This window comes from Pseudoalteromonas luteoviolacea H33-S, assembly GCF_001625695.1.
Classification (GTDB): domain Bacteria; phylum Pseudomonadota; class Gammaproteobacteria; order Enterobacterales; family Alteromonadaceae; genus Pseudoalteromonas; species Pseudoalteromonas luteoviolacea_B.
Map to the genome: position 1 here is coordinate 256,538 of NZ_AUXY01000133.1, position 22,986 is coordinate 279,523.

Annotated in this window: 23 protein-coding genes; 13 read left to right on the plus strand and 10 right to left on the minus strand. The window is 40.5% G+C overall.

The window, feature by feature from the left end; translation table 11 throughout:
* From N477_RS24985 to N477_RS25000, 4 genes are all read right to left on the minus strand, one after another.
* Positions 1–354, minus strand: a complete 354-nt coding sequence (locus tag N477_RS24985) for a hypothetical protein (RefSeq protein WP_063363949.1) — start codon at positions 352–354, stop codon at positions 1–3.
* A 155-nt stretch (positions 355–509) separates the two neighbouring features.
* Positions 510–1,367 carry a hypothetical protein gene (locus tag N477_RS24990; RefSeq protein WP_063363948.1) on the minus strand — a complete coding sequence of 286 codons (858 nt, stop codon included), beginning with the start codon at positions 1,365–1,367 and terminating at the stop codon, positions 510–512.
* A 237-nt stretch (positions 1,368–1,604) separates the two neighbouring features.
* Complete coding sequence (locus tag N477_RS24995; protein WP_155732031.1) at positions 1,605–1,874, minus strand: hypothetical protein; 270 nt, start codon at positions 1,872–1,874, stop codon at positions 1,605–1,607.
* 278 nt (positions 1,875–2,152) lie between these two features.
* Positions 2,153–2,446, minus strand: coding sequence for a hypothetical protein (locus tag N477_RS25000; RefSeq protein ID WP_155732032.1), 294 nt, complete (start codon positions 2,444–2,446; stop codon positions 2,153–2,155).
* Positions 2,447–2,822: 376 nt separating this feature from the next.
* Between N477_RS25000 and glnS the strand changes: the two genes are divergently transcribed.
* The 3 genes from glnS to N477_RS25015 all read left to right on the plus strand — a co-directional run bounded on the left by glnS (position 2,823) and on the right by N477_RS25015 (position 6,816).
* Entirely contained in the window at positions 2,823–4,484 is a 1,662-nt protein-coding gene (gene glnS / locus N477_RS25005; RefSeq protein ID WP_063363945.1) for a glutamine--tRNA ligase, read from the plus strand.
* A gap of 96 nt (positions 4,485–4,580) precedes the next feature.
* The gene (locus N477_RS25010; protein WP_063363944.1) at positions 4,581–6,392 is read left to right on the plus strand and encodes a protein kinase domain-containing protein; all 1,812 of its coding nucleotides are present in this window, start codon (positions 4,581–4,583) and stop codon (positions 6,390–6,392) included.
* Between the two features lie 124 nt (positions 6,393–6,516).
* Positions 6,517–6,816, plus strand: coding sequence for a hypothetical protein (locus N477_RS25015; protein WP_063363943.1), 300 nt, complete (start codon positions 6,517–6,519; stop codon positions 6,814–6,816).
* An 80-nt stretch (positions 6,817–6,896) separates the two neighbouring features.
* Here the strand turns inward: N477_RS25015 and fur are convergent, their stop codons facing one another.
* The 5 genes from fur to N477_RS25040 form a co-directional block, all read right to left on the minus strand.
* Positions 6,897–7,343: a ferric iron uptake transcriptional regulator gene (gene fur, locus N477_RS25020; RefSeq protein ID WP_063363942.1), complete on the minus strand. Its 447-nt coding sequence runs from the start codon at positions 7,341–7,343 to the stop codon at positions 6,897–6,899.
* 117 nt (positions 7,344–7,460) lie between these two features.
* Positions 7,461–7,988 carry a flavodoxin FldA gene (fldA, locus tag N477_RS25025; protein ID WP_063363941.1) on the minus strand — a complete coding sequence of 176 codons (528 nt, stop codon included), beginning with the start codon at positions 7,986–7,988 and terminating at the stop codon, positions 7,461–7,463.
* Between the two features lie 13 nt (positions 7,989–8,001).
* A complete protein-coding gene (ybfE, locus tag N477_RS25030) occupies positions 8,002–8,280 on the minus strand; it encodes a LexA regulated protein (RefSeq protein WP_023399385.1) in 279 nt (92 codons plus the stop codon).
* The gene (locus N477_RS25035; RefSeq protein WP_023399386.1) at positions 8,280–8,501 is read right to left on the minus strand and encodes a DUF2788 domain-containing protein; all 222 of its coding nucleotides are present in this window, start codon (positions 8,499–8,501) and stop codon (positions 8,280–8,282) included. Before N477_RS25035 ends, ybfE begins: the two co-directional genes overlap by 1 nt.
* An 88-nt stretch (positions 8,502–8,589) precedes the next feature.
* Positions 8,590–9,363, minus strand: a complete 774-nt coding sequence (locus N477_RS25040; RefSeq protein ID WP_063363940.1) for an alpha/beta fold hydrolase — start codon at positions 9,361–9,363, stop codon at positions 8,590–8,592.
* A 126-nt stretch (positions 9,364–9,489) separates the two neighbouring features.
* On the opposite strand from N477_RS25040, the gene seqA reads away from it, so the two are divergent.
* From seqA to ttcA, 7 genes are all read left to right on the plus strand, one after another.
* Positions 9,490–10,038 (plus strand): replication initiation negative regulator SeqA, encoded by a 549-nt coding sequence (gene seqA / locus N477_RS25045; RefSeq protein ID WP_063363939.1) that lies wholly within the window; start codon positions 9,490–9,492, stop codon positions 10,036–10,038.
* A 9-nt stretch (positions 10,039–10,047) separates the two neighbouring features.
* Positions 10,048–11,685, plus strand: coding sequence for a phosphoglucomutase (alpha-D-glucose-1,6-bisphosphate-dependent) (gene pgm / locus N477_RS25050; RefSeq protein WP_063363938.1), 1,638 nt, complete (start codon positions 10,048–10,050; stop codon positions 11,683–11,685).
* Positions 11,686–11,753: 68 nt separating this feature from the next.
* Positions 11,754–12,785, plus strand: a complete 1,032-nt coding sequence (astE, locus tag N477_RS25055) for a succinylglutamate desuccinylase (protein ID WP_063363937.1) — start codon at positions 11,754–11,756, stop codon at positions 12,783–12,785.
* A gap of 245 nt (positions 12,786–13,030) precedes the next feature.
* Positions 13,031–14,248, plus strand: coding sequence for a thiamine pyrophosphate-dependent dehydrogenase E1 component subunit alpha (locus tag N477_RS25060; protein WP_063363936.1), 1,218 nt, complete (start codon positions 13,031–13,033; stop codon positions 14,246–14,248).
* A complete protein-coding gene (locus N477_RS25065; RefSeq protein ID WP_063363935.1) occupies positions 14,248–15,225 on the plus strand; it encodes an alpha-ketoacid dehydrogenase subunit beta in 978 nt (325 codons plus the stop codon). Before N477_RS25060 ends, N477_RS25065 begins: the two co-directional genes overlap by 1 nt.
* A gap of 9 nt (positions 15,226–15,234) precedes the next feature.
* The gene (locus N477_RS25070) at positions 15,235–16,815 is read left to right on the plus strand and encodes a dihydrolipoyllysine-residue acetyltransferase (RefSeq protein ID WP_063363934.1); all 1,581 of its coding nucleotides are present in this window, start codon (positions 15,235–15,237) and stop codon (positions 16,813–16,815) included.
* Positions 16,816–17,020: 205 nt separating this feature from the next.
* The gene (ttcA, locus tag N477_RS25075; protein ID WP_063363933.1) at positions 17,021–17,914 is read left to right on the plus strand and encodes a tRNA 2-thiocytidine(32) synthetase TtcA; all 894 of its coding nucleotides are present in this window, start codon (positions 17,021–17,023) and stop codon (positions 17,912–17,914) included.
* A 47-nt stretch (positions 17,915–17,961) separates the two neighbouring features.
* On the opposite strand, the gene N477_RS25080 is transcribed toward ttcA, so the two are convergent.
* The gene (locus N477_RS25080) at positions 17,962–18,798 is read right to left on the minus strand and encodes a TIGR02285 family protein (RefSeq protein WP_063363932.1); all 837 of its coding nucleotides are present in this window, start codon (positions 18,796–18,798) and stop codon (positions 17,962–17,964) included.
* A gap of 295 nt (positions 18,799–19,093) precedes the next feature.
* Here N477_RS25080 and N477_RS25085 point away from each other — a divergent pair, with 295 nt between their 5' ends.
* The 3 genes from N477_RS25085 to N477_RS25095 are packed head-to-tail and all read left to right on the plus strand — an operon-like array spanning position 19,094 to position 22,953.
* Entirely contained in the window at positions 19,094–19,705 is a 612-nt protein-coding gene (locus N477_RS25085) for a hypothetical protein (RefSeq protein WP_063363931.1), read from the plus strand.
* 23 nt (positions 19,706–19,728) lie between these two features.
* The gene (locus N477_RS25090) at positions 19,729–20,688 is read left to right on the plus strand and encodes a hypothetical protein (RefSeq protein WP_063363930.1); all 960 of its coding nucleotides are present in this window, start codon (positions 19,729–19,731) and stop codon (positions 20,686–20,688) included.
* 18 nt (positions 20,689–20,706) lie between these two features.
* Positions 20,707–22,953, plus strand: coding sequence for an NAD(P)-binding protein (locus N477_RS25095; RefSeq protein ID WP_063363929.1), 2,247 nt, complete (start codon positions 20,707–20,709; stop codon positions 22,951–22,953).
* Positions 22,954–22,986: the final 33 nt, after the last annotated feature.

Consider the following 22,986-nt stretch of genomic DNA (forward strand, 5'->3'; position numbering starts at 1 on the left):
TTAGGCAGCTTTTTTATTATGTTGTTTTTTTATTTCGCTTCGAAGGTGTGTTCCATGACCATCGATTTCTGGTGTTGAGAGCAAGTATGCATGGAAAGTAATAATGCCGAGGCCACGACGAGTTCGCTCTGCCCAATATAAGCCAACCAACAACCCCAGCAACAAACAACCTACTATTAAACTTGAAGCAGTAAAGTGGTCAAAATGTAAATATGCAATGGAGCCAAGCACACCCATAAAGAATATTGGCACAATCACAATTTGTAAATATAAGAGTAGAAATACAAGGCACCCTAAAAAATATAAATGCCACTCAAATATTTTTTCAAAAAATAATATGATGCTCTTTAGCAATTAAATTCCTTTTTTTAATGAAATATTTATAATTAGTAAAGATTAATAATAACATGAGGTGAGGAGTGAAGGGAACCTTGCTAAATATTAAGCCCAAGACTTTATTGGCCAGACCGATTCATTTCATGTATCTGGCCACAAAAAAGATGATTTAATTAGCCACCAATATCCACAACTGTAGCATGATTTACTCGTTGCTCTTCTACAAAATCAATCATGCCCGGGCGCTTATAGTGAAGGGTTTTTGAATCATATGAAATAGTCCAAATCGTGTTATCGCGATCGACGTCAATATTATAAAAGTGCCCAAACTTTTCTAGCTCATCACCATTGAGTTTATAAACTTGTTGTGAACCGCGTGTATTTTTAAATATATGTGCGGTGACATAGACTTCACCACCACCAACAGCGACATCTTTGAGGGTGCATGTTTGCGGGCAGTTTATGTTAATTTGATGCCAATTTCCGTTGTTCCGCTGGTAAAGTTCATTGTCATCCGTGATTGCCCAGACAGCGCCAGTTTCATTCACATCAATTTTTACAATGCGCTTATTGGGGATCCCATAATTTCCACCAAACTTTTCAGCTACCAAGTTGAATTTCTTTAAATCCCCAGTTTGTGTGACACAATATGCGTGTTTAGGACTATAAGTCGAAACATCCGCGGCACCCAAACAACCGAATACGTGTTGCCAAGTATCGTTTTGATATCTAAAGACCATGCCATACTCCCCAACTGCAAACGTCGCGCCTTCATTGTATGCGTATCCGGGGGAGCTTTCACTGCTTGGGCGATGATGAAAGTAACCACCTGAGGCGGCGACCGTTTTTTGATAATAAGGAAGTGGCGTAATTTGCCAAGGATCAAACGCATCGTCTTTGTGAATGTAAGGTGTACCTTGGTCGTCAATCAAAACACGGATCGCTGAATTTTGGGGCTCATTAGCAGAAGCCGTTGTATTTAACGCGGATAGTATGCCCATAATCATCACTGCATGTGTGAAGTATTTCATATTAGTTTTCCTTTACATGTTTTTTACGGTCTAAAAAAGTGTAAGCACATTGGGAGGAAATAAGGCGTACTAAACACTCAAAAATCGATACTAATGAATGCTTTTTTACCTTTAGAACATTCTAAAATTAGTAAAAAAGGATGGTTTTTAAAGTGTGGAAAAGTGATTTTTGAGCATGCTAAAAAGCTTTAATGCCATTGATTAAGACTTATATAAATCAAATTAAATACTTTTTAATTAGCGATACGTCGTAAATAGGTAAACGTAAATACCAACAGTTATTTTGCTGTTAGGCGCTGCAACTGTCCAGCTAGGTGGGCAATCTTGCCAAGGACGGACTGTCTTTTTTTCCCACGAAGGATATGTTGAATTACTCGTTGCTGATGTCAGCTTATAATGACACACTTTATAGTTTGCTTTAGTCGCTTCTTTGTCCGAGCCTAGGGCTGATGCACTAAAAATAAAGCTAAAAGTAAGCACAAGTGCCAATATATTTTTTATCATCATATTTCCTTTAAATACTTTCAGGTCGTTGTACAATTCAACTCATCCATTGAGTTTGATTTAGGCCCTATTACTAGAACACATTATGAACGATAAGTGAATAAAAATTACGCCGAAATCTGAAATATTTAAAAGACTCGATTTATAAATTAACTCAATAGTTTGACTGCTCTTATTACTTATGTAGCTGTAAATAGGGCGCAGCATCAAAAGAATAATTTAATTACAAACCTGCCACATACGCACATGTGGCAGGCAAATATAGATTATAAAATTAAATACTATCTATACGTACTGTACTGATAAGCATAATAGCCAGCCGGAACCCGACTCCAATAAAACCCGACAGTCCAGCCGCTTGGGCAAGATTTGTTTGCTAGTACTTCTTTTGTTTCCCATGATGGGAATCTGTCACTTCCAGGGCCACGTAACGTAAGTTTATAATGGCAAACGCGAACAGAATGTGATGCACTGACCTGTTCGGTTTTGGCTTCCGACGCAGCGGATGAGTAAGAAGCAAAGCTTAATGTGCTAGTTAATGCAGCTGATAAAATTAAAACTTTATGATTCATCATATTTCCTTGATTCTACATATTAGTAATTAGATAAAATCCAGATGTGCCTAAATATTGAACAGGCATATTTAAGTTAATCACTGCTGCTTAAAAAGTAAACTAATCGAGCTTGTGTTATTTTAAAGTTACTGTAATGTGAGAAAAATACTTATCAATCAGCTTAATTAGTTTGGATAAGCATGCAAGATCACTTCTTTTAGGGGGATTACTTTAGTCAGACGCCACCTACATTGGACTAATTTTGCATGTAATTTACCCAGCCCATAAAAAACATCAAATAAATCGACTTTATGAGGCGATAAGCGCTGTAAGTTACCAAATTAATTTGTAATAATGCGTCAGTTAACAAGCTACAAATTCAGAGGAAAGACCTCCTATGGCGGATACAGAGAATCGCCCAACTAACTTCATCAGAAATATCATTGATGGTGATCTGGCAAGCGGCAAACACGCATCAACACATACGCGTTTCCCGCCAGAGCCAAATGGTTTTTTACACATTGGTCATGCTAAGTCTATCTGCCTTAATTTTGGCATAGCGCAAGATTATAAAGGCCTTTGTAATTTACGTTTTGACGATACGAACCCAGAAAAAGAAGACATCGATTACGTAAACTCAATTCAAGAAGATGTTAAGTGGCTAGGTTTTGATTGGGATGGCGAAATTTGCTATTCATCAAACTATTTCGACAAGCTATACGGCTATGCTGTAGAGCTGATTGAAAAAGGCTTAGCTTATGTATGTTTCTTGTCTCCCGAGCAAGCACGTGAATATCGCGGTACATTGACTGAGCCAGGTAAAAATAGTCCGCACAGAGACACGTCTCCTGAGGAAAACTTAGCGCTTTTCGAAAAAATGAAAAATGGTGAGTTCAAAGAAGGTGAATGTGTACTTAGAGCAAAGATCGATATGGCGAGCTCTTTCATGGTACTTCGTGACCCGATTATTTACCGTATTCGTTTTGTTCATCACCATCAGACTGGTGACAAGTGGTGCATTTATCCAATGTATGACTTCACGCACTGTATTTCAGATGCGCTAGAAGGGATCACGCATTCGTTGTGTACGCTTGAATTCCAAGATAATCGTCGTTTATACGATTGGGTACTTGAGAACATCAGCATTGAGTGCCAACCTCAGCAGATTGAGTTTTCTCGTCTAAATCTAGAATATACCGTGATGTCAAAGCGTAAGCTTAACGACTTAGTCGTGAACGGTCAGGTAGAAGGCTGGGATGACCCGCGTATGCCTACAATTGCGGGTCTACGTCGTCGTGGTTACACACCGGCATCTATTCGTGAATTCTGCAAGCGTATTGGTATTACAAAGCAAGATAACATGGTTGAAATGGGGATGCTTGAAGCATGTATCCGTGATGACCTAAATGAAAATGCACCACGTGCGATGGCTGTTTTAGATCCAGTTAAAATTGTTATCGAAAACTATGATGCAGACAAAGTGGAGATGTTATCTGCACCAAATCATCCAACATTAGAAATGGGTGAGCGTGAATTGCCATTTACTCGTGAAATTTTCATTGAGCGTGAGGACTTCCGCGTTGAAGCGAACAAAAAGTTTAAGCGTTTAGTGTTGGGTAAAGAAGTGCGTTTACGTAATGCTTATGTGATTAAGGCTGAGCGCATTGAAGAAGATGACGCTGGGAATATCACGACTATTTATTGTACATATGATGCAGATACACTTGGTAAAAACCCAGCAGATGGCCGTAAGGTTAAAGGCGTAATTCATTGGGTTTCAGCATCACATTGTATCGAAGCGGAAGTACGTCAGTATGACCGTCTATTTAATGTACCTAACCCAGCGGCTGCTGAAGATTTTGCGACTACACTAAACCCTGAGTCATTAGTTGTTATTGCAAATGCGAAATTAGAGCCATCACTTGCAAAAGCAAGTCCAGAGCAAGGCTTCCAGTTTGAACGACTGGGCTACTATAGTCGCGATAACAAGTCACAAAGCTTAACATTTAACCAAACGGTTGGGCTTCGCGATTCTTGGGCGAAAATTGAAAAAGCATAAAGTACGTTAAATACACTTTATTTTTTCCAAAAAAGGTCGACATTTGTCGGCCTTTTTTTCAATATATTCACCAAATTAGTTTTATTAAGTCGCGCCGTGAGCAAACAGTCAATTCACAATTTCTATATTAATGAACAGCAATCGATTTATTTGCTATCTCACCATGATGCAAAAAAGCATCGTCAGTGGCTTAATATCTGTAAGAAGCAGTTATCGCTCTTGGGCTATCAAGATGTAGAGTTAATTGGTTCTGGCGCGTTTGGATTTGTGTTTGCAGGCATAGAAGACAGCGGTGAGGAGTGGGTTTTCAAATTTTCTCGTATTACCTTAGCGCAAAGTGTGAGGGATAGGCTTGAAGACGAAGCTTATATGTTATCCCAGATAAATAATCCAATGGTACCTAAGTTCTTTGCTTTTGAACGAGTTAAAAAGCAAGGGATCTTAATGATGGCCAGAGCGCAAGGAGAAGATCTTGAGCAGGTTTCTTTAAAGCAGGGCCGCCTAAAACCCCATGTTCTGGTTCATTTAGCACTGAAATTACGAAATGTGCTACAAGACTTACGTGAGAGAAAAAACGGTATGTCCTTACAACCCGTGGTGCATGGTGACATCAAGCCTTCGAATATTGTTTGGGATCAGCACACAGATGCATTTTCGTTGGTTGATTGGGGCAGCTCTGTTTACGCACAAATTGATGTACATGGAGAACCTGTAGCCAGCAATATCATGGATTTAATGTCATCTGATATTGCGAGCACAAATGCCCGAATGGGGGATGTCTACTTTATTGGTGATGAGCAAATGTCTGGCTCACGCTCTTCACCGCGATTTGATGAGCAGGGAGTCGCTTCGACGATTTACGCATTGGCAAGTGCGCAATCTTGTCGCTTTGGCGCACAGGTGATCCCTGCGACGAGCCTGGGGCTACCTATTGAATTTGCGAAAGTTATCGATGGTATGTTGAGTAAAGATAAAATGACCAGAGATAATGCGGGTGATTATTTTATGCGTAATATGCCTGCCATGGCCAAAGTATATTTACCAGATATAGAATCGCCTCAAATAAAAGCGAACATACCGTTTTGGACGGCTACGCAAACCGATCTGCCTGATACCGTGGTCTACAGCTCTAGAAAGCAATTTTTGCGCCGTGCTGATCATAACCAACAGCTTTTAGACGTAAATGATGCACAGCTTGACAGATATTATAAAGAGTTCTTATTTGATACTGGCGATACGGAAAAAGCATTTTTAGCTTCTATTAGTCGATTAGCGAAATACCCTGTTGTGGGTGGGTTGAGTTTCCACTGGCAACAAGAGTCTTTATATGTTGAATCGAGCTTGATGTTGCATGATGAAAGCTTGCAAAGTGCTTTTACGGATGCAGTAAATGCCACGGTTATGCTGGCGCAGGGCATCGAGCAGAAGGGCTTATTCAAATGCTGCTTATTTGACGCAAGGCAGACGATTCAGTTAGAGCGTGACGAAACCGGTGCATATATTTTTGAGCAGCTGCCAGAATTACAGTACACAGTGAGTCATGTGGCAGCGTCAGAAGTAACGAGGCCGCATTCCTATTTTGAAGATGGTAAAGACCCTGATGAACAGCTTCAGCTGCCTAAGCAAATTATTCAATGTGTTTTTGAGCTGAATAAAATTCACCACACTGGCTGCATTATTTTCGAGTCGCTGAGCGATAGATTAAAAATTCACTATTACTATCGGCTGTTAGATGCAGAGCAGGAGGCTACTTTTGCGGCGTTGCTCAAAGAAATTATTCAGTATACTGTGAGCATTCAAGACTATGGTGTAGCAGGGTTTATGAAGCTTCCCTACAAAAATACCCGAGAATTTGAGTTGTGTCCAAAACAGCCTGATAATTATTATCCAAAAAATCCAAAGTCATAAATTTATACTATTGCGAGTAGTGTAAATCTGCCACTGAGTAGTAAAATTTGGACTAGCATATGACGAATTGTCAATTGAAATCTGGCTGACTCTGTAGCAGTCTCTTATGGGAGAGGAGGGAGCTATGGATAAACGAAAAAGACAGGAGATCTTAACCTTGAGTTGGGGGATCCACGATGAAGTTGAGCAAGCAATAGTCCATCACACTGCCGTTGAAGGGGACGATGACTGGTCCGAAAAACAACGATTGTTGATAGCTGATATGTCTTTGCATTTGCTGCAAACAGCGCTTAAGCCTGAGCCCATGTGCAATGAAAAGCTCAAAAATAATCTCAATGCTATTTTAACTTTATCGAATGACTTTGTGAGTGAAGTTGATCTTAAGCAGGTGGCTGATGCGTTATATCGGCTTGAAAAAGCCTAATCGATTTATTATACACATATCATATATTTAAAAAGCCAGCATAAAGCTGGCTTTTAATTTAAATTGCATACGCTTTCGAATTAAGAATCATCAGATTCTGTAAATCTTCTGCACTCTTCTTCATCGACACACTCACCATACAAGTAAAGAGAGTGGTTTGTTAGTTTGATACCGTTAGTTGTTGCAATTTCGACCTGACGAGTTTCGATAACTTCGTCTTCGAATTCAATAACTTTACCACACTTTAAACAAACCAAGTGGTCATGGTGTGTGCTGCCAGACAATTCAAAAACTGACTTGCCGCCTTCAAAGTGGTGACGTGTCACAATACCGGCATCATCAAACTGGTTCAGTACACGATAAACAGTCGCTAAACCAATTTCTTCGCCCTTATCGAGCAAAATTTTGTAAACATCTTCAGCACTGATATGCTGATTTTCTGGAGATTGTAAAATCTCAAGAATTTTAATTCGCGGTAAGGTGACTTTTAAGCCCGCCTTTTTAAGCTCTAAGTTGTGATCAGTCATTTAATCTGTCTCAATCTATTATCTTTTTACTTCAATTCTTAAGAATAAGCACGACCATTTTCTTAAGAATAACGTGCACGGGCAACAAGTCAAAGCTTGTTTTATTAATTCAATGAATTAATCTTCTAATTCGCTTAGACACATTTCATCATAAACCTGTGCACACCAAGCTTTAATACGTTGCTCAGTAAGCTCAGGTTGACGATCTTCGTCGATACCTAAACCAACGAAATGATTGTCATCTACAAGTGCTTTTGACGCTTCAAACTCATAGCCGTCAGTTGACCAATGACCAACAACAATTGCACCACGCTCAGTAACGATGTCATTTACCATGCCCATCGCATCTAAGAAGTATTCAGCGTAATCTTCTTGGTCACCACAACCGAAAATAGCAACTAGTTTGCCTTCAAAGTTAATCTCTTCTAGCTCAGGGAAAAAGTCATCCCAGTCACATTGTGCTTCACCGTAGTACCAAGTAGGGATACCAAATAGAATTAAGTCAAACTCTTCGATGTCTGCTTTGCTGCTTTTTGCAATATCTTTAACATCAATTAGCTTTTTACCTAGTTCTTTTTGGATTTGCTTAGCAACGTGCTCGGTGTTACCCGTGTCACTGCCGAAAAAAATACCTACGCTTGCCATTAATTACTTACCTTTATCTATTAATCGCTAATTTCTCTTGCAAGATGGTCTCAATAAGTGCGCTACGGCTAATATTTTGCTCTTCAGCCATATCACTCAACGCTTGGTAAAGTTCAGAAGATACTTTGAACTCTACGCGCTTTAAACCTCTTGCTCTATCTCTTTTAATTTGATTACGCTTGTTGATCTTAAGCTGCATTTCCCTTGGTAAGGGATTTGTTTTGGGCCGACCAGGGCGTTTTTCATTTTCAAATAAGTCGATAGTTGTTCTATCTAATTCAGACTTGGCCATTAACCAACACCCGCACCTTGCCAAAACACTTGTATTACACCTTTGGCTATAAAACCTGAACAACCTAAAAACAACACCAGCCAAACGATGTATCGACCAAATTTAGGCACGTCACCTTTCTTTAGAACGTCTTGAATAGCCATTCCTATAAGAAAAAATATACATGCGAGCGCAAAGTAAAAACCAAGAGTTTCAAACTCATTTATGTATTGACTGATCATCTTTGCACTACTAAAACCTTAAACGGCGGGTACTATAGCATACCTAACTACAATAAATTAAGTTTAGCCACATAAAAATCTCCGACAATTATTGAATAAAATCAATAATTGAACGATTGACAGCTTCTGGTTTTTCAGCGTGCAGCCAGTGACCAGCCCCTTGAATGATTTTTGCGCGCGCTTTAGAAAACGCATTTACAATGTCATGTTTGTGTTCTGGTAGTATATAGTCGGAGTTATTACCTTTGACGAATAGCGTATCACACAAACAGGTACGAGGTGTATCTATGTTATCGATAATCTTAGAATAATTTTTTTCGATTATGGGCAAATTGAAACGCCATTCCAATTCACCATCCTCATTCTTTGCCAAGCTTTTTAATAAAAACTGTCTGACGCCAAGCTCTTCTATATTATCTGACATGATTTTGTCAGCATCACTTCGACTTTTTGGTGTGCTGTTTGTCACTTTATTTAGCGCAGCTATGATGGCGTCATGTCTAGGGTGATATTGCACAGGTGCGATATCAAGTACTACCAGCTTGCTTACCTTCTGTTCATCAAGCATTGCCACTTGCATCGCGACTTTGCCGCCCATTGAGTGCCCAACAAGAATCACTTGTTCAAGTTTGAGGTGATCAATCAGAGATAATATGTCTTGGGCCATGACCTGATAGTTCATATCGTCACTTTTGAATGAACGGCCATGATTTCGCAAGTCTACATTGACGACATTGAATTGTGGCTCTAGTGCTCGAGCTATGATGTTTAGGTTTTCTAATGAGCCAAATAAGCCATGTATTAATATGACAGTTTTGGCGCTACTTTGTTCTAGTCCGCTTTGCTTAAAATTAAGTAACATACTACCTCCAAATTTGTGTCGCTATTTTGCCAGCCTTAAATCAAAAATCAAAGCCGTAGAGGAAGAAGAAAAATTTAGATATAATCCCTCCCAAATGCGGTATATGTATAAAATGACAGGACAAGCATGAAAACAATAGAAATAGATGACGAGCTTTATCAATACATTGCAAGCAATACGCAAAGTATTGGAGAGAGCGCCTCACAGATCCTGCGTCGTTTACTAGAGTTAGAGCCAGTTCAGGGTGCTTCGGCAGCAGTGCAAACCGAGGTGTCACAAGTAGAGCCAGTTCCAGTGGAAAGTAAAACGGAAGTTAAACCTGAGCCAGTAAAAGAGTCTGCGAATGTATTTAATATTCTAAATAAAGAAGAGCTTGCTATGCAAAAAGGCGTAGTAGGGCGTTTTTTATTTATTCTTGCAGCATTTCACCGTACGCACAAAGCTCAGTTTAAAAAAGTACTGGAAATAAAAGGGCGAGATAGAATTTACTTTGCAATGAGTAAAGAAGCGTTGCTTGAAAGCGGGAGCAGTATGAACCCAAAAAATATCACAGACAGTGAATATTGGGTCATGACAAATTCAAACACCACGCGTAAAAAGATGATGTTGCACGAAGTGGCCCTAATTTTAGGCTACACTGAGCAGCAGGCAGAAACAGTTCGAGATTACCTATAAGGAAATGTGATGGCAAACCATCCTAACGCAGGCAAAAAAGCTCCCAAGTCACAGCTCGCAAATATTCCAAAGCTGGTGTCAGCTTATTATTTGAATGAGCCAGATCTTGAAACAAATCCAGAACAGTGCGTAGCATTTGGTACCTCTGGTCATCGTGGCTGTTCTTATAATGTAAAGTTTAATGAGTCACATATTCTTGCAATCACACAAGCGATTTGTGATTACAGAAAGGCAAATAATATATTTGGTCCTCTCTTTTTAGGTAAAGATACTCATGCATTGTCTGAGGCAGCGTTTAATTCAGCAATCGAAGTACTCGTTGCTAATGAAGTGCAGGTAATTACTCAAGAAAATGATGACTTTACTCCGACGCCAGTAGTAAGTCATGCGATCGTTTGTCACAATAGAACACATCCACATGAATTGGCTGATGGTATCGTTGTAACGCCTTCACACAACCCGCCTGAAGATGGTGGTTTTAAGTACAATCCGCCAAACGGTGGTCCTGCTGATACCGATGTAACGAATTGGATTGAGCAAAGAGCTAACCAGTTATTACGTGAAGACTTGGTAGAAGTGCAGCTATTTCCTTATGCTAAAGCGAAGCGTTCTGGGTTTATCAAATATGAAGATTTGGTCACGCCATATGTCGAAGACTTAGTAAATGTGATTGACTTAGAAGCGATAGCAAAGGCGGATGTGAGCATCGGTATCGACCCTCTTGGTGGCTCAGGCATTAATTTTTGGCCTGTTATCGCTGAAAAGTTTGGGCTAAATATGACGGTCGTAAACGATGAAGTAGATCCTCGGTTTGCATTTATGCCACTAGATAAAGATGGCAAAATTAGAATGGATTGCTCTTCACCGTTTGCTATGGCAAACCTCATTGAAATCAAAGACGATTTTGATATTGGTATCGGTAATGACCCTGATTATGATCGTCACGGTATTGTGACAAAAGATGGGTTGATGAACCCTAACCACTTCTTGGCGGTAGCGATAGATTATTTGCTAAAACACAGAGGCTGGGCAAAAGACATCAAAGTCGGTAAAACACTGGTTTCAAGTGGCATGATTGACAAAGTTGTGCAAAGCCATGGCAATGAAGTGTATGAAGTACCAGTTGGCTTTAAATGGTTTGTTGAAGGCTTAAGTGATAAGTGGCTTGCTTTTGGTGGTGAAGAAAGTGCAGGTGCGTCATTTTTAAGAAAAAATGGCGATGTTTGGAACACAGACAAAGACGGATTTATTCTAGGCTTACTCGCAGCTGAGATTTTAGCCGTCACAGGTAAAACACCTTCTGAGCGATACAAAGAGCTTGAACAAGAGTTTGGTGCACCAAGTTATAAACGAATCGATGCACCAGCAAATGATGCGCAAAAAGCCAGACTAAAAGCGCTCAGTGTTGATGACGTGAAAGCCACAGCGCTTGCAGGTGATGAAATTACCAATATTCTGACCCATGCACCAGGTAATGGCGCAGCTATTGGCGGCTTAAAAGTAGTGACAGCTTCTGGCTGGTTTGCTGCTAGGCCTTCTGGCACAGAAGACATTTACAAAATTTATTTAGAATCTTTCAAAGGCGAAGCACATCTTGCTGAGCTTGAAAGAGAAGCAAAAGCACTGGTTGACAGTGTAATTAGCTAAATTATCTGATATTAAAGGCCATTTTTTAATGGCCTTTTTCTTTCTTACATCTCTCATAAGGTGACAGTATGTACCTTGATACATTAAAATCAACCGGCGATTTTTTAACCATTACTCGTGAAAATGAGTTTGAATTAGCTCCTAGTCAATTTACTTTGGAGAACGGTACCGAGGTTAAAGTCATTGACACTGGTGTTATTCAATTTACCCCTGCATGCGAAACTCAAAAAGACTTTGTTTTTTCAAGTGCTGTCCACGGTAATGAAACCGCACCAATCGAAATTTGTGATGAGCTGATCCAGCACATTATCACTGGCAAGTTAGAACTGAAACAACGTGTTTTATTTATCTACGGTAATCCGAAGTCGATTAATATTGGTCAGCGTTTTGTTGACGAAAATTTAAACCGGTTATTCAATGGCGCACACGACAATAAAACGGATAACCCAGAACAGGTTCGCGCAGCAAATTTAGAAAATTATGTGCGCGAGTTTTTCACCAGCGTAGAAGCGGGCCGTTATCGTGCGCATTATGATCTGCACACAGCTATTCGTGGTTCTAAAAACGAAAAGTTTGCTGTTTATCCTTTTTTGCATGGCAAACCTTGGAAAAAGTCGCAACTACAATTTTTATTGTCATGCGGTGTAAACACTGTACTGATGATGCGCGCAGCCGCCACGACTTTCAGTTATTTTTCTTCAAAGCAATTTGATGCGGATGCATTCACAGTAGAGCTGGGTCAGGTAAAGCCATTTGGTGAAAATAACATGGCAAGCTTTGAAGCAACAAAGAAGACGCTTAGTGCATTAATTAGCCAAAAAGAAGTTGAATATAAAGAATTCGATGCAAAAGATTTTGAGCTATTCACAGTGCATAGAACGATTAACCGAACTTGTGAAGCGTTTTCATTTCCATTCCCTGATTCTGCGGTGAACTTTACTGGATTCGCTAAAGGCGAGCTACTTGCAACAGACGGAGACACAGAGATATTTGCTGAAGTGGAAGGCGAAGCAATTATCTTTCCAAATGCTAAAGTTGCCCTCGGCCAACGTGCATTATTAACCGTGATCCCAATGGAAGTAAACGAGAACTTTGTTTAACCCACTGAAATAAAAGTTTTTTGTAACCGTATCGAAATCTTTCCAGAATAAAAATGCAAATTACCGGTTATTCATCTAGGATTAGTTGAATAACCGTTTACGTTAACGTAAAGTGGCAAAAGCTTTAATTTAAGTAATTTGCATTTACCGCACTAATTATTCAAAACTCAACACGCGGGCTTTTATGTCAATGCTATTGGCTGCAAGTATTGCAAATTGGCGATGACAACAAGAGAAGGTAGGTTATGACTAACCCCAATAACATATCGTTAAACATAAGCCATGCACTCGAATTTATCGATGGCCATGCGCTTAACATCCCAACATTGAAAATTTTGAGTGAGCAAGGCGAGATCTTAGATGGTGCGACGTCACCTGAGCTAGATAAAGAAACTGCGCTTAAAATTTATAGCACGATGAGATTTATCCGTTTGTTGGATGAACGTATGCAAGCCGCTCAGCGCCAAGGCCGTATTAGTTTCTATATGCAGTGTCTAGGTGAAGAGGCTGCAATTACAGCAAGTGCTGCAGCGTTAAAGCAAGATGATATGATCATGGCTCAGTATCGTGAGCAAGCTGCACTGCATTATCGTGGCTTTACACTAGAACAATTCATGAACCAGCTTTTCTCAAATGAAAAAGACTTGGGTAAGGGTCGTCAAATGCCGGTGCATTATGGCTCTAACGAATTACATTATCTGACAATTTCTTCACCACTTGGCACGCAGATCCCGCAAGCTACAGGCTATGCTTATGGCCAAAAGCTTAAGCATATTGATAAAGAGTCTGGTGAATTAAGCTCTGAAATCGATAACGTAACTATCTGTTACTTCGGTGAAGGTGCTGCTTCAGAAGGTGATTTCCATGCTGGCCTTAACATGGCCGCAGTACACAAAGCTCCTGTTATCTTCTTTGCCCGTAATAACGGTTACGCAATCTCAACACCTGCGGATGAGCAGTTTAAAGGTGACGGTATTGCAGCACGTGGTGTTGGCTACGGGATTAAGACTATTCGTGTTGATGGCGCTGATACATTAGCTGTGTATGAAGCGACTAAAAAAGCCCGTGAAATAGCAGTCACAACAGGTGAGCCTGTGCTCATCGAGTCAATTGCATATCGCCTTGGCGCTCACTCTACTTCTGATGATCCGTCGGGTTATCGTACTAAAGACGAAGAAGCTGAGTTTAAAAATAGCTGCCCAGTTGCCAGATTTAAAGCGTGGTTATTGAAGCAAAACTGGCTAGATGAAAAAGAAGACGAAGCAATTAAAGACAAAATCCGTGAAGAGATTTTAGCGGCACTAAAAGTAGCGGAAAAAGTACAAAAACCAGCACTTGAAGAACTTGTTTCTGATGTTTATGACACGCCAATTCCAGCGCTACAAAAACAATACGAAGAATTAAAAGAGCATATCAAACAATACCCAGATGCCTATCCAGTAACAGCAGGGAGAATTAAATAATGGCTAAAATGAATATGTTACACGCCATTAATTCGGCGCTTGATATTAGTATGGCGGAGCACCCTCAAGCTTGTATCTTTGGTGAAGATGTTGGCTATTTTGGTGGGGTATTCCGTGCAACATCTGGATTGCAAGAAAAGTATGGTAAGCACCGTGTATTTAATACACCACTGACTGAGCAAGGTATTCTTGGCTTTGCCAATGGTCTTGCAGCATTTGGTGCACCAGCATTAGCTGAAATTCAGTTTGCAGATTATATCTTCCCGGCATTTGACCAAATCGTGAATGAGTCAGCTAAATTCCGTTATCGCTCTGGTAATGAGTTTAATGTTGGTAATCTGACTATTCGTACACCGTACGGCGGTGGTATTGCCGGTGGTTTGTATCACTCGCAATCTCCAGAAGCGTATTTTGCACATACACCAGGTTTGAAGTTAGTTGTACCTCGTAATCCTTATCAAGCAAAAGGCTTGCTAAGAGCTTGTATCAAAGACGATAACCCAGTGATTTTCTTTGAGCCTAAACGTTTATACCGTGCATCTGTTGGTGAAGTACCAGAAGAAGATTACACCATTGAAATTGGTAAAGCGGAAGTTGTTAAAGAAGGGTCTGACATCACTGTACTTGCTTGGGGTGCACAGATGGAGGTTATTGAACAGGCCGCTGTGAAAGCAGAAGAAGCAGGTATCAGCTGCGAAATTATCGATCTTCGCTCAATTTTACCTTGGGATGCAGAAACACTGATTAAGTCTGTGACTAAAACAGGCCGTTTGGTGATAAGTCACGAAGCGCCAATTACAAATGGTTTTGGTGCTGAAATTGCTGCGACTATCCAAAAAGAGTGCTTCTTGCACTTAGAGTCACCTATTGAACGCGTATGTGGTCTAGATACCCCGTATCCTTTAGCTCTTGAAAAAGAATATGTACCAGATGCTTTAAAAGTGTTTGAAGCAATCAAGAAGTCAGTGGAATTTTAAGGATAAGTCATGTCTAAAGAGTTTATTTTACCAGATATCGGCGAAGGCATCGTTGAATGTGAAGTTGTAGAGTGGTTAGTCGCTGTTGGTGACACAGTCAAAGAAGATCAGCCAATCTGTGATGTGATGACAGACAAAGCTTTGGTACAAATCCCGGCAGTACATGATGGTGTTATCACTCAATTGCATTACGCTAAAGGTGATATTGCAAAGGTGCACGAGCCACTGTTTGCGATGAATGTGGAAGGTGATGCCCCTGTAGAAGAAGCGACAGCTGAGGCTTCAGCGGCAAAAGAGCAACCAGTAGCAACACAAAGCGATCACTTAGAGGATTTCATCTTGCCGGATATTGGTGAGGGTATTGTTGAATGTGAGATTGTTGAGTGGCTGGTAAGCGAAGGTGAAGAAATTAAAGAAGACCAAGCTGTTTGTGATGTAATGACAGACAAAGCGCTTGTTCAAATTCCAGCGAAGTATGATGGTGTTGTGGAAAAATTGTATTATCAAAAAGGTGATATAGCACAAGTACATAGCCCATTATTTCAGGTACGTTTGGCACAATCTAATGGTGCGCAAGCAGTACCTACTAAATCTGTTGAAGAGGAGCTTGCAATCCACAAGCCTCAAGCTGTTTCTTCTTCAACGCCTTCAACTTCGTCTTCACAGCCTGTTATTAATGGTAAAGCGGTCGCATCACCAGCTGTAAGGCGACGTGCACGCGAAATGGATATTGATATTCGCCAAGTGCCTGGAAGTGGCAAGAATGGTCGTGTCTATAAAGAAGACCTTGAAAAGTTCTTGAGCGCGGGCGCGAGCCCAGCTGCACCAGTTGCTAGCGAAGCGGCTCCTCAGCCTAAGACAACCACAGTGAGCACTGTGACGGGTGGCACAAGAGTTGAACCAATTCGTGGCATGAAAGCCGCGATGGCTAAGCAAATGGTTGCGTCTGTATCCACAATTCCTCACTTCACTTACAGTGATGAAATTGACCTAACAGAGCTTATTGCGCTGCGACTTTCTTTGAAAGAGCAATATGCAAAGCAAGGTATTAAGCTCACTATGATGCCTTTCTTTATTAAAGCGCTGTCTCTTGCCATTAAAGAATTCCCAATCTTAAATTCGCAAGTTAACGATGAATGTACAGAGCTTACATACTTTGATGATCATAACATTGGTATGGCTGTTGATAGTAAGTTAGGCCTGTTAGTGCCAAATATTAAAGGTTGTCAAAATAAGTCTATTGTTGATGTTGCTGAGGCGGTAACTAAGTTAACTGACGCAGCAAGAGAAGGGCGCGTATCACCAGATGATCTGAAAGGCGGCACAATTTCTATATCGAACATTGGCGCAATTGGCGGCACAACTGCGACACCAATTATTAATAAACCAGAAGTTGCGATTGTTGCACTTGGTAAATTGCAACATCTACCACGCTTTGATGCTGACGGTAACGTTGTTTCACGTTCGATTATGCAAGTGAGTTGGTCTGGTGACCACCGAGTTATTGATGGTGGTACGATTGCTAGATTTAACAATTTGTGGAAATCATACCTGGAAGAACCTGCGAAAATGATGATGGCGATGCGCTAAGTCAGATTTGTAAAGGTCCTTTACATGCCCTAAAAGTGCACGCTTTTGGGGCATTTTTATGTTTGAGGTAAATATTTATACGATGTAAATTGTTTATCTGCATTGATATGTTCCAACCCAGTCTAAAAGCCCGTATAATTCACACCTTAAAATTTTTACCCGTAGCAATTAATAAGCCGTCCGTTTTTAGGCTTGAGAAGTCGTGATGAATCAAAAAGACGATAGAAAAGAAATACTTGAATTTAATAAGTTGCAGAAAAAACTGCGCAGAAATGTTGGTAACGCAATAAAAGATTACAACATGATCGAAGAAGGTGATGTTGTGATGGCTTGTATTAGTGGTGGTAAAGACTCTTTTGCAATGCTTGATATATTACTTAACCTGCAAAAAGCTGCGCCGATTAAATTCGAAGTTATCGCAGTAAACTTGGATCAAAAGCAACCTGGGTTCCCAGAGCATATTTTGCCTGAATACTTCGAAAGCTTGAATATTCCTTATTATATCGTTGATAAAGATACGTACTCGGTTGTTCGTGAAAAGGTGCCTGAGGGCAAAACAACATGTGGTCTATGTTCTCGTCTGCGCCGTGGAACTCTGTATTCATTTGCAGAAAAAATTGGCGCAACCAAGCTTGCCTTGGGACACCATATGGATGACATTGTTGAAACCATGTTTTTAAATATGTTCCATGGTTCGCGCTTAAAAGCTATGCCACCTAAGTTAAGGTCTGATGATGGCCGTAACGTGGTTATTAGACCGTTAACATACTGCCGCGAAAAAGACTTGATAAAATACGCAGAGCATAGAGAATTTCCAATTATCCCTTGTAATTTGTGTGGTTCTCAAGAAAACCTACAAAGACAAAATATCAAAGCAATGTTGGTTGAATGGGATAAAAAGACACCTGGCCGTGTTGACAGTATTTTTAAATCATTACAGAACGTTAGCCCAAGCCAGCTTGCAGATACAAACTTGTTTGATTTTGAAAACCTGCCAATCGACAGGGAAAATGATCGAGATGAGTATCAATTTAGTGAAGCGACCGTGTCATCAACAAACATTGATGAGTCTTTGTTTATTGATGTGACAAATATCTAATTAATGCCTTTTGCCAAGTATCGCGGTCAGCGATACTTGGTGCATTATTATCTGGCTTCCTTATTTTTCATTAACTTACTGAGCTTTATCTCCAAGTAGCTTGGCAACCATTTTTGCATCACTGTTTTAAACTCTTGGCTATTAACGACAGTATTAGCAACCGAATCAATTTTTTTGATGATCTCTCTGCCAGTTGTATTGTCTGTGCAACCAACATAACCATGAACAATAGGGTCAACGTCTTCGAGAAGCAGTTGTACCACGTCTTTAGTATTTGTTTGTTTGTGAAGGTAAAAATGTTCACTGGGATAGCCAATAACGGCGTCAACACGACCTTTTTTAAGCATGTAGGTCAAACTTTCAAGTGCATCTTGTCCAGGCCTGATAACAACCTGATCTTTTTCGATAGAACTAATTACTTGGTCTAATGCACTGCCGTATGAACGTTGCATCACAACACCGAGCACCAGTTTATTTTGCTCTATAAACGGCTTAAGCCTGACCTTTGACGCGTTTTCAAAACCAAGTGCCTCAAGGGTCGCGGTGGTTGTGGCAATGGTTGGCGATAATCCAATGGTGGTGTAGTTTTGGCTAAAGCGAATGAATTTTTGACGCTGCGGCGTTTTGTACAAAGAAAGCATACAAAACGTGTTGCGTTTATCACTTAGGGCTCTTATCGCACGACTTGCAGGAAAGTAGACTTTATTATTTTCATAATCAGGCAAGTACGTATGGAATAAATCAATGATTAACTCATCTCTACCAGTACCTTCGTCTGCATCATTAATCATGTAGTAGGGAGGGAAGTCAGTGATAATCCAGTCAATGCTTTTGCTTTCTGCCACACCGGTTAACAACATTAATAGTAGCAATGCTTTGCGCACATTTCGCCCTCGTATAATTGTCACTATTAAAGCTTAGCAAAGATCATTCAATTGCCAACAGGTATAAAAGTAATTAAGTTAAAATCTTTGTTTATTATTTGTGATTTATTTTACAACTTGTGTCTTTTTGCTACATTAAAATACGAACACCAGCCTTAAAGCAATTTAAAGTGGTGGCCAATAGGTTTTGAACAAGGATTGGTCTTTTATTTGTGATTAAAAGTGTTTTAAAGTCGTACTTAGGTTAGTATGCAAGGTTGGCGAGCTAAGTTAATTTCAATAACAAGAGAAAACTATGAATACGCTTATCGTCAGTGATATTTTTGGGCAAACAAAATGCTTAGAGAGTTTCGTTAATGAGCTAGATGGCAGCACCTCAATTTGCTCTCCTTACCCATTTAGACAAGGTCATTTGAATAGAGATGAAGAGACAGCATATAAGCAGTTCATGGATTCTGTCGGCCACGATAAATATTTTCAAAAAGTAGTTGAAGCGATTTCTGATAAACAGCCTGATTTGGTCATCGGCTTTTCGGCCGGTGGAGTTGCATGTTGGAGAGCGCTAGCTGCCATGCCGATCAAAAGTACCACAAAGCTGATTGCATTTTATCCGGGTCAGATAAGGAACTATTTGCAGCTGCACCCTAAATGTGATGTCGATATATATTTTCCTTATCAAGAGAATCACTTTGATATTAAACCTGTTATACATCATTTGTCTGGCATGCCGGGGATAAATTGCCATAGAACTCGCTATGAGCATGGATTTATGAACTCGCTTTCGAGTAATTTTGATGCCGCAGCTCTGCAGCATTTTACTGCTTTGTGCCAGTACAATATAGACGAAGCAATTAAGTTGAAATTAGCCAACCGAAGGATAAAAAGTGGACTAGAATTGACTATGTAAATCATAATGAAAAGGAGTTATGTATGTCAGATCAGCCTCGTATTCCTTACAGACACTTCCCAGGTAACCCGATCGCAAAGCCGCCATGCAGAATGCTTAACGCAATGATGTATGGCTTTTTTGTTAAAGGGGAGTTGGAAACCATTCAAAGCTATGTAGATTCAACACTTAACAGCGTACCCAGTGAAACAATTGCGTTTAGGGCGTTATCATCATATTGCCTTTTAACGTTCACAGATATAGAAAATATTGCGTCTAAAGTACCGCCATTTAGTAACTACGGCTATATGCAAGAGACGGACATCATTGTTTGGTTGCCGATTGCACAGATAAGCAAGCAAGAGAACAAGATGACGCATTTATATTGGTATCCAGCATTTATTACGGTAAACAATATCAATGCGTTAGTTAATGGCCGTGAGACTTGGGGTTATAACAAATACTTGTGTAAGTACCAAATGCCGGATAACCAGCATCGCGCGGACCATTTTTCTCTTAGCCTTGAGACTTTTCAACCTTTTGAAGCAGACAAAAAAATGGCTTGGTATGAGCTTTTGTCTATTGACCGGGTGGCGGATGATGACACTTGGTTCGAAGAAGCGATAGAGATTGGCAAAGAAGTTGCCGAACTTATCCATGGCAGTGTGCATGATTTAGGCGTTAGTATAGACTTTTTTAAACAGCTATTTAGTGGCTTTACCAATCCGCAACTTGCCCAAATTTTATTTAAACAGTTCCCTGACGGCTTTGCAGAAAATAGCGTTTATAGTGCGGTTGTTCACTCTCCCTCAACTGTGAAAAAGGTGCATAAACTCGGTTTTCTTAAAGATGAATATAAAGTCACTTTTAACCAAGTTGATGCATTTCCCTTAGAAGAGATGTTTGGGATCAAGGTGGGTGAACAGTTCGCCAGGCTACCTTACTTTTTGTGCATGGATTTTGATCAAGACGGTGCGCATGAAATCGTAACAGCCGACCTATAAAGTGAGTAAGGACATAACATGACTAAAGAACGTATCGCTATATTAGGTGGTGGCGTGTCTGCGATGACGGCTGCTGTTTACTTAACTGAAAAAGAAAATTGGCAAGATCTGTATGATATTACGGTTTATCAGTTAGGTTGGAGATTAGGTGGGAAAGGAGCAAGTGGCAGAAACGCGCATTTTGGTGAAAGGATTGAAGAACATGGCTTGCATGTATGGTTTGGCGCATATGTCAATTCATTTCGCGCGATTGAGACTGTGTATGACAAATTAAACAGGCCAGCCACCGTGCCAATTCATACTTGGCAGCAAGCGTTAAAGCCCCATAGTTTTGTTGTTTTACAAGAGTATATCGACAATCAGTGGGAGACCTGGCCCGTTGATTTTCCTTTGATTGATGGAAACCCCGCTGATGGTACATTAGACCTTCACTTTTGGCAGTTGATAGAGCTGGTTGTTGCATGGTTACACAAGTGGATTGATGAGTTAGAAGAGGCGATAGAAGCATCTAATCGCCAAACGCAGCTGCAAACGCGTAAACAACGTGATAGAAGTCTATTACAACATTTAGCCGGAGAGATCTCAGACGCATTTGACAGCGTTGAAGACTCTGTTAAGTCTTTTTTTGATAGTGCTATCGATGAAGCGCAAGACATCTTGTCGACCCCTAAACTGCTTATATCTCAGCTACATGATTTAATGAGTTTGCGAGCGAAGGATAAAAATCTATCAAATTCAAAAGATAGACTTGTCACTTGGTATATCGTCAGAAAGTTAAAGCGTTGGCTGCGCTCAGAGGCCTTAGAGCTGATTGACGATAATCCTGCTGTGAGACGCGCATATATCTGTGCTGATTTAGCCATTGCGATGACAGTTGGCATGATCAGGGACAGAGTACACGCTAATGGATTTGGTGTGCTGAATAAGTACGACTTTAAGTATTGGCTTGCTAGAAACGGGGCAGATAAAGAATACGCTGTTGAGTCTGCGCCCGTGCGTGGGTTCTATGATCTTGTTTTTGGTTTTGTCGATGGGGACTTTAAAAATGGCGACGTCGAGGCCGGTGTTGCTTCTTTGGCTATGTTACGCATTATGCTTTGTTACAAAGGCGGTGTGATGTGGAAAATGCAGGCGGGGATGGGTGATATCATCTTTTCACCAATCTACGAGTTACTTAGCCAAAGAGGTGTTAAATTTGAGTTCTTCAATCAAGTTGAAGGGCTTAAACCTGGACAAGATGAAAATGGCAACTACGTCGTAGATGAAATTTCTATTATTGAGCAAGTCGAGCTTAAAAATGGTCAATATCAGCCATTTGTAGATGTGAAAGGTTTGCCTTGCTGGCCTTCACTGCCAAACTTGGATCAAGTAGTTGATGAGCAGGCCGATCTTATTCGACAACACAAGGTGAACTTAGAATCATTCTGGACTGACTGGCCAGCAATATACGAGCAGCATTATCAGCGGCCTTTGCCGCGTAAGACACTCACAAGAATGCGTGATTTTGATAAAGTCGTTTTTGGTATTTCGATTGGGTCGCTAGAGCACCTTTGTCCAGAGCTACTCGCGTTAGATTATGGTTTTGAGCAGCAAAGCAGTAAGGTAAAGACAGTTGCAACGCAAGCGTTTCAGGTTTGGTTAAATAAAACGGATGAGCAGTTAGGTTTTAACTATACACCGACCAGTGAAGAGCGGCCTATATTAAGTGCGTTTTCTCAGCCGTTTGATACATGGGCGGCAATGTCTAATTTACTTGGCGTAGAGGATTGGCCTTCATCGGGACCATGTAATATCGCTTATTTTTGTAGTGCTTTTACTTGCGACTATTACCCCCCAGCATCAGAGCATACGTTTCCTGCAGAACAAACAGCCAAAGTTAAGGTTAATTCACTCAATAAATTGAACCATGAAATGCAGCCGTTGTGGCCATCTGCATATAATGATGTAGGTCAGTTTATTTGGGATGTCATTTACGACCCAAGTGCTGCGCCCACAGAGCAAAGGTTTGACTCACAATACTGGCGCGTCAACGTTGACCCAAGTGAGCGATATGTTCTGTCAGTGACAGGTAGCAGCGATTTTCGCTTAGCGACTGATGGCACAGTGTTCAAAAACTTATTTATAACAGGTGATTGGATCAAAACAGGTGTTAATGCAGGGTGTGTAGAGGCTGCTGTGATGGCCGGTATGCAAACATCACGTGCTATTTGCGGCTTACCTGAGGAAATAAGTGGTGAAAATGGCTTTGAGCCAGATGGTACTTAATAGATAATATTAGGTAAGTTACAGAAAAGACCT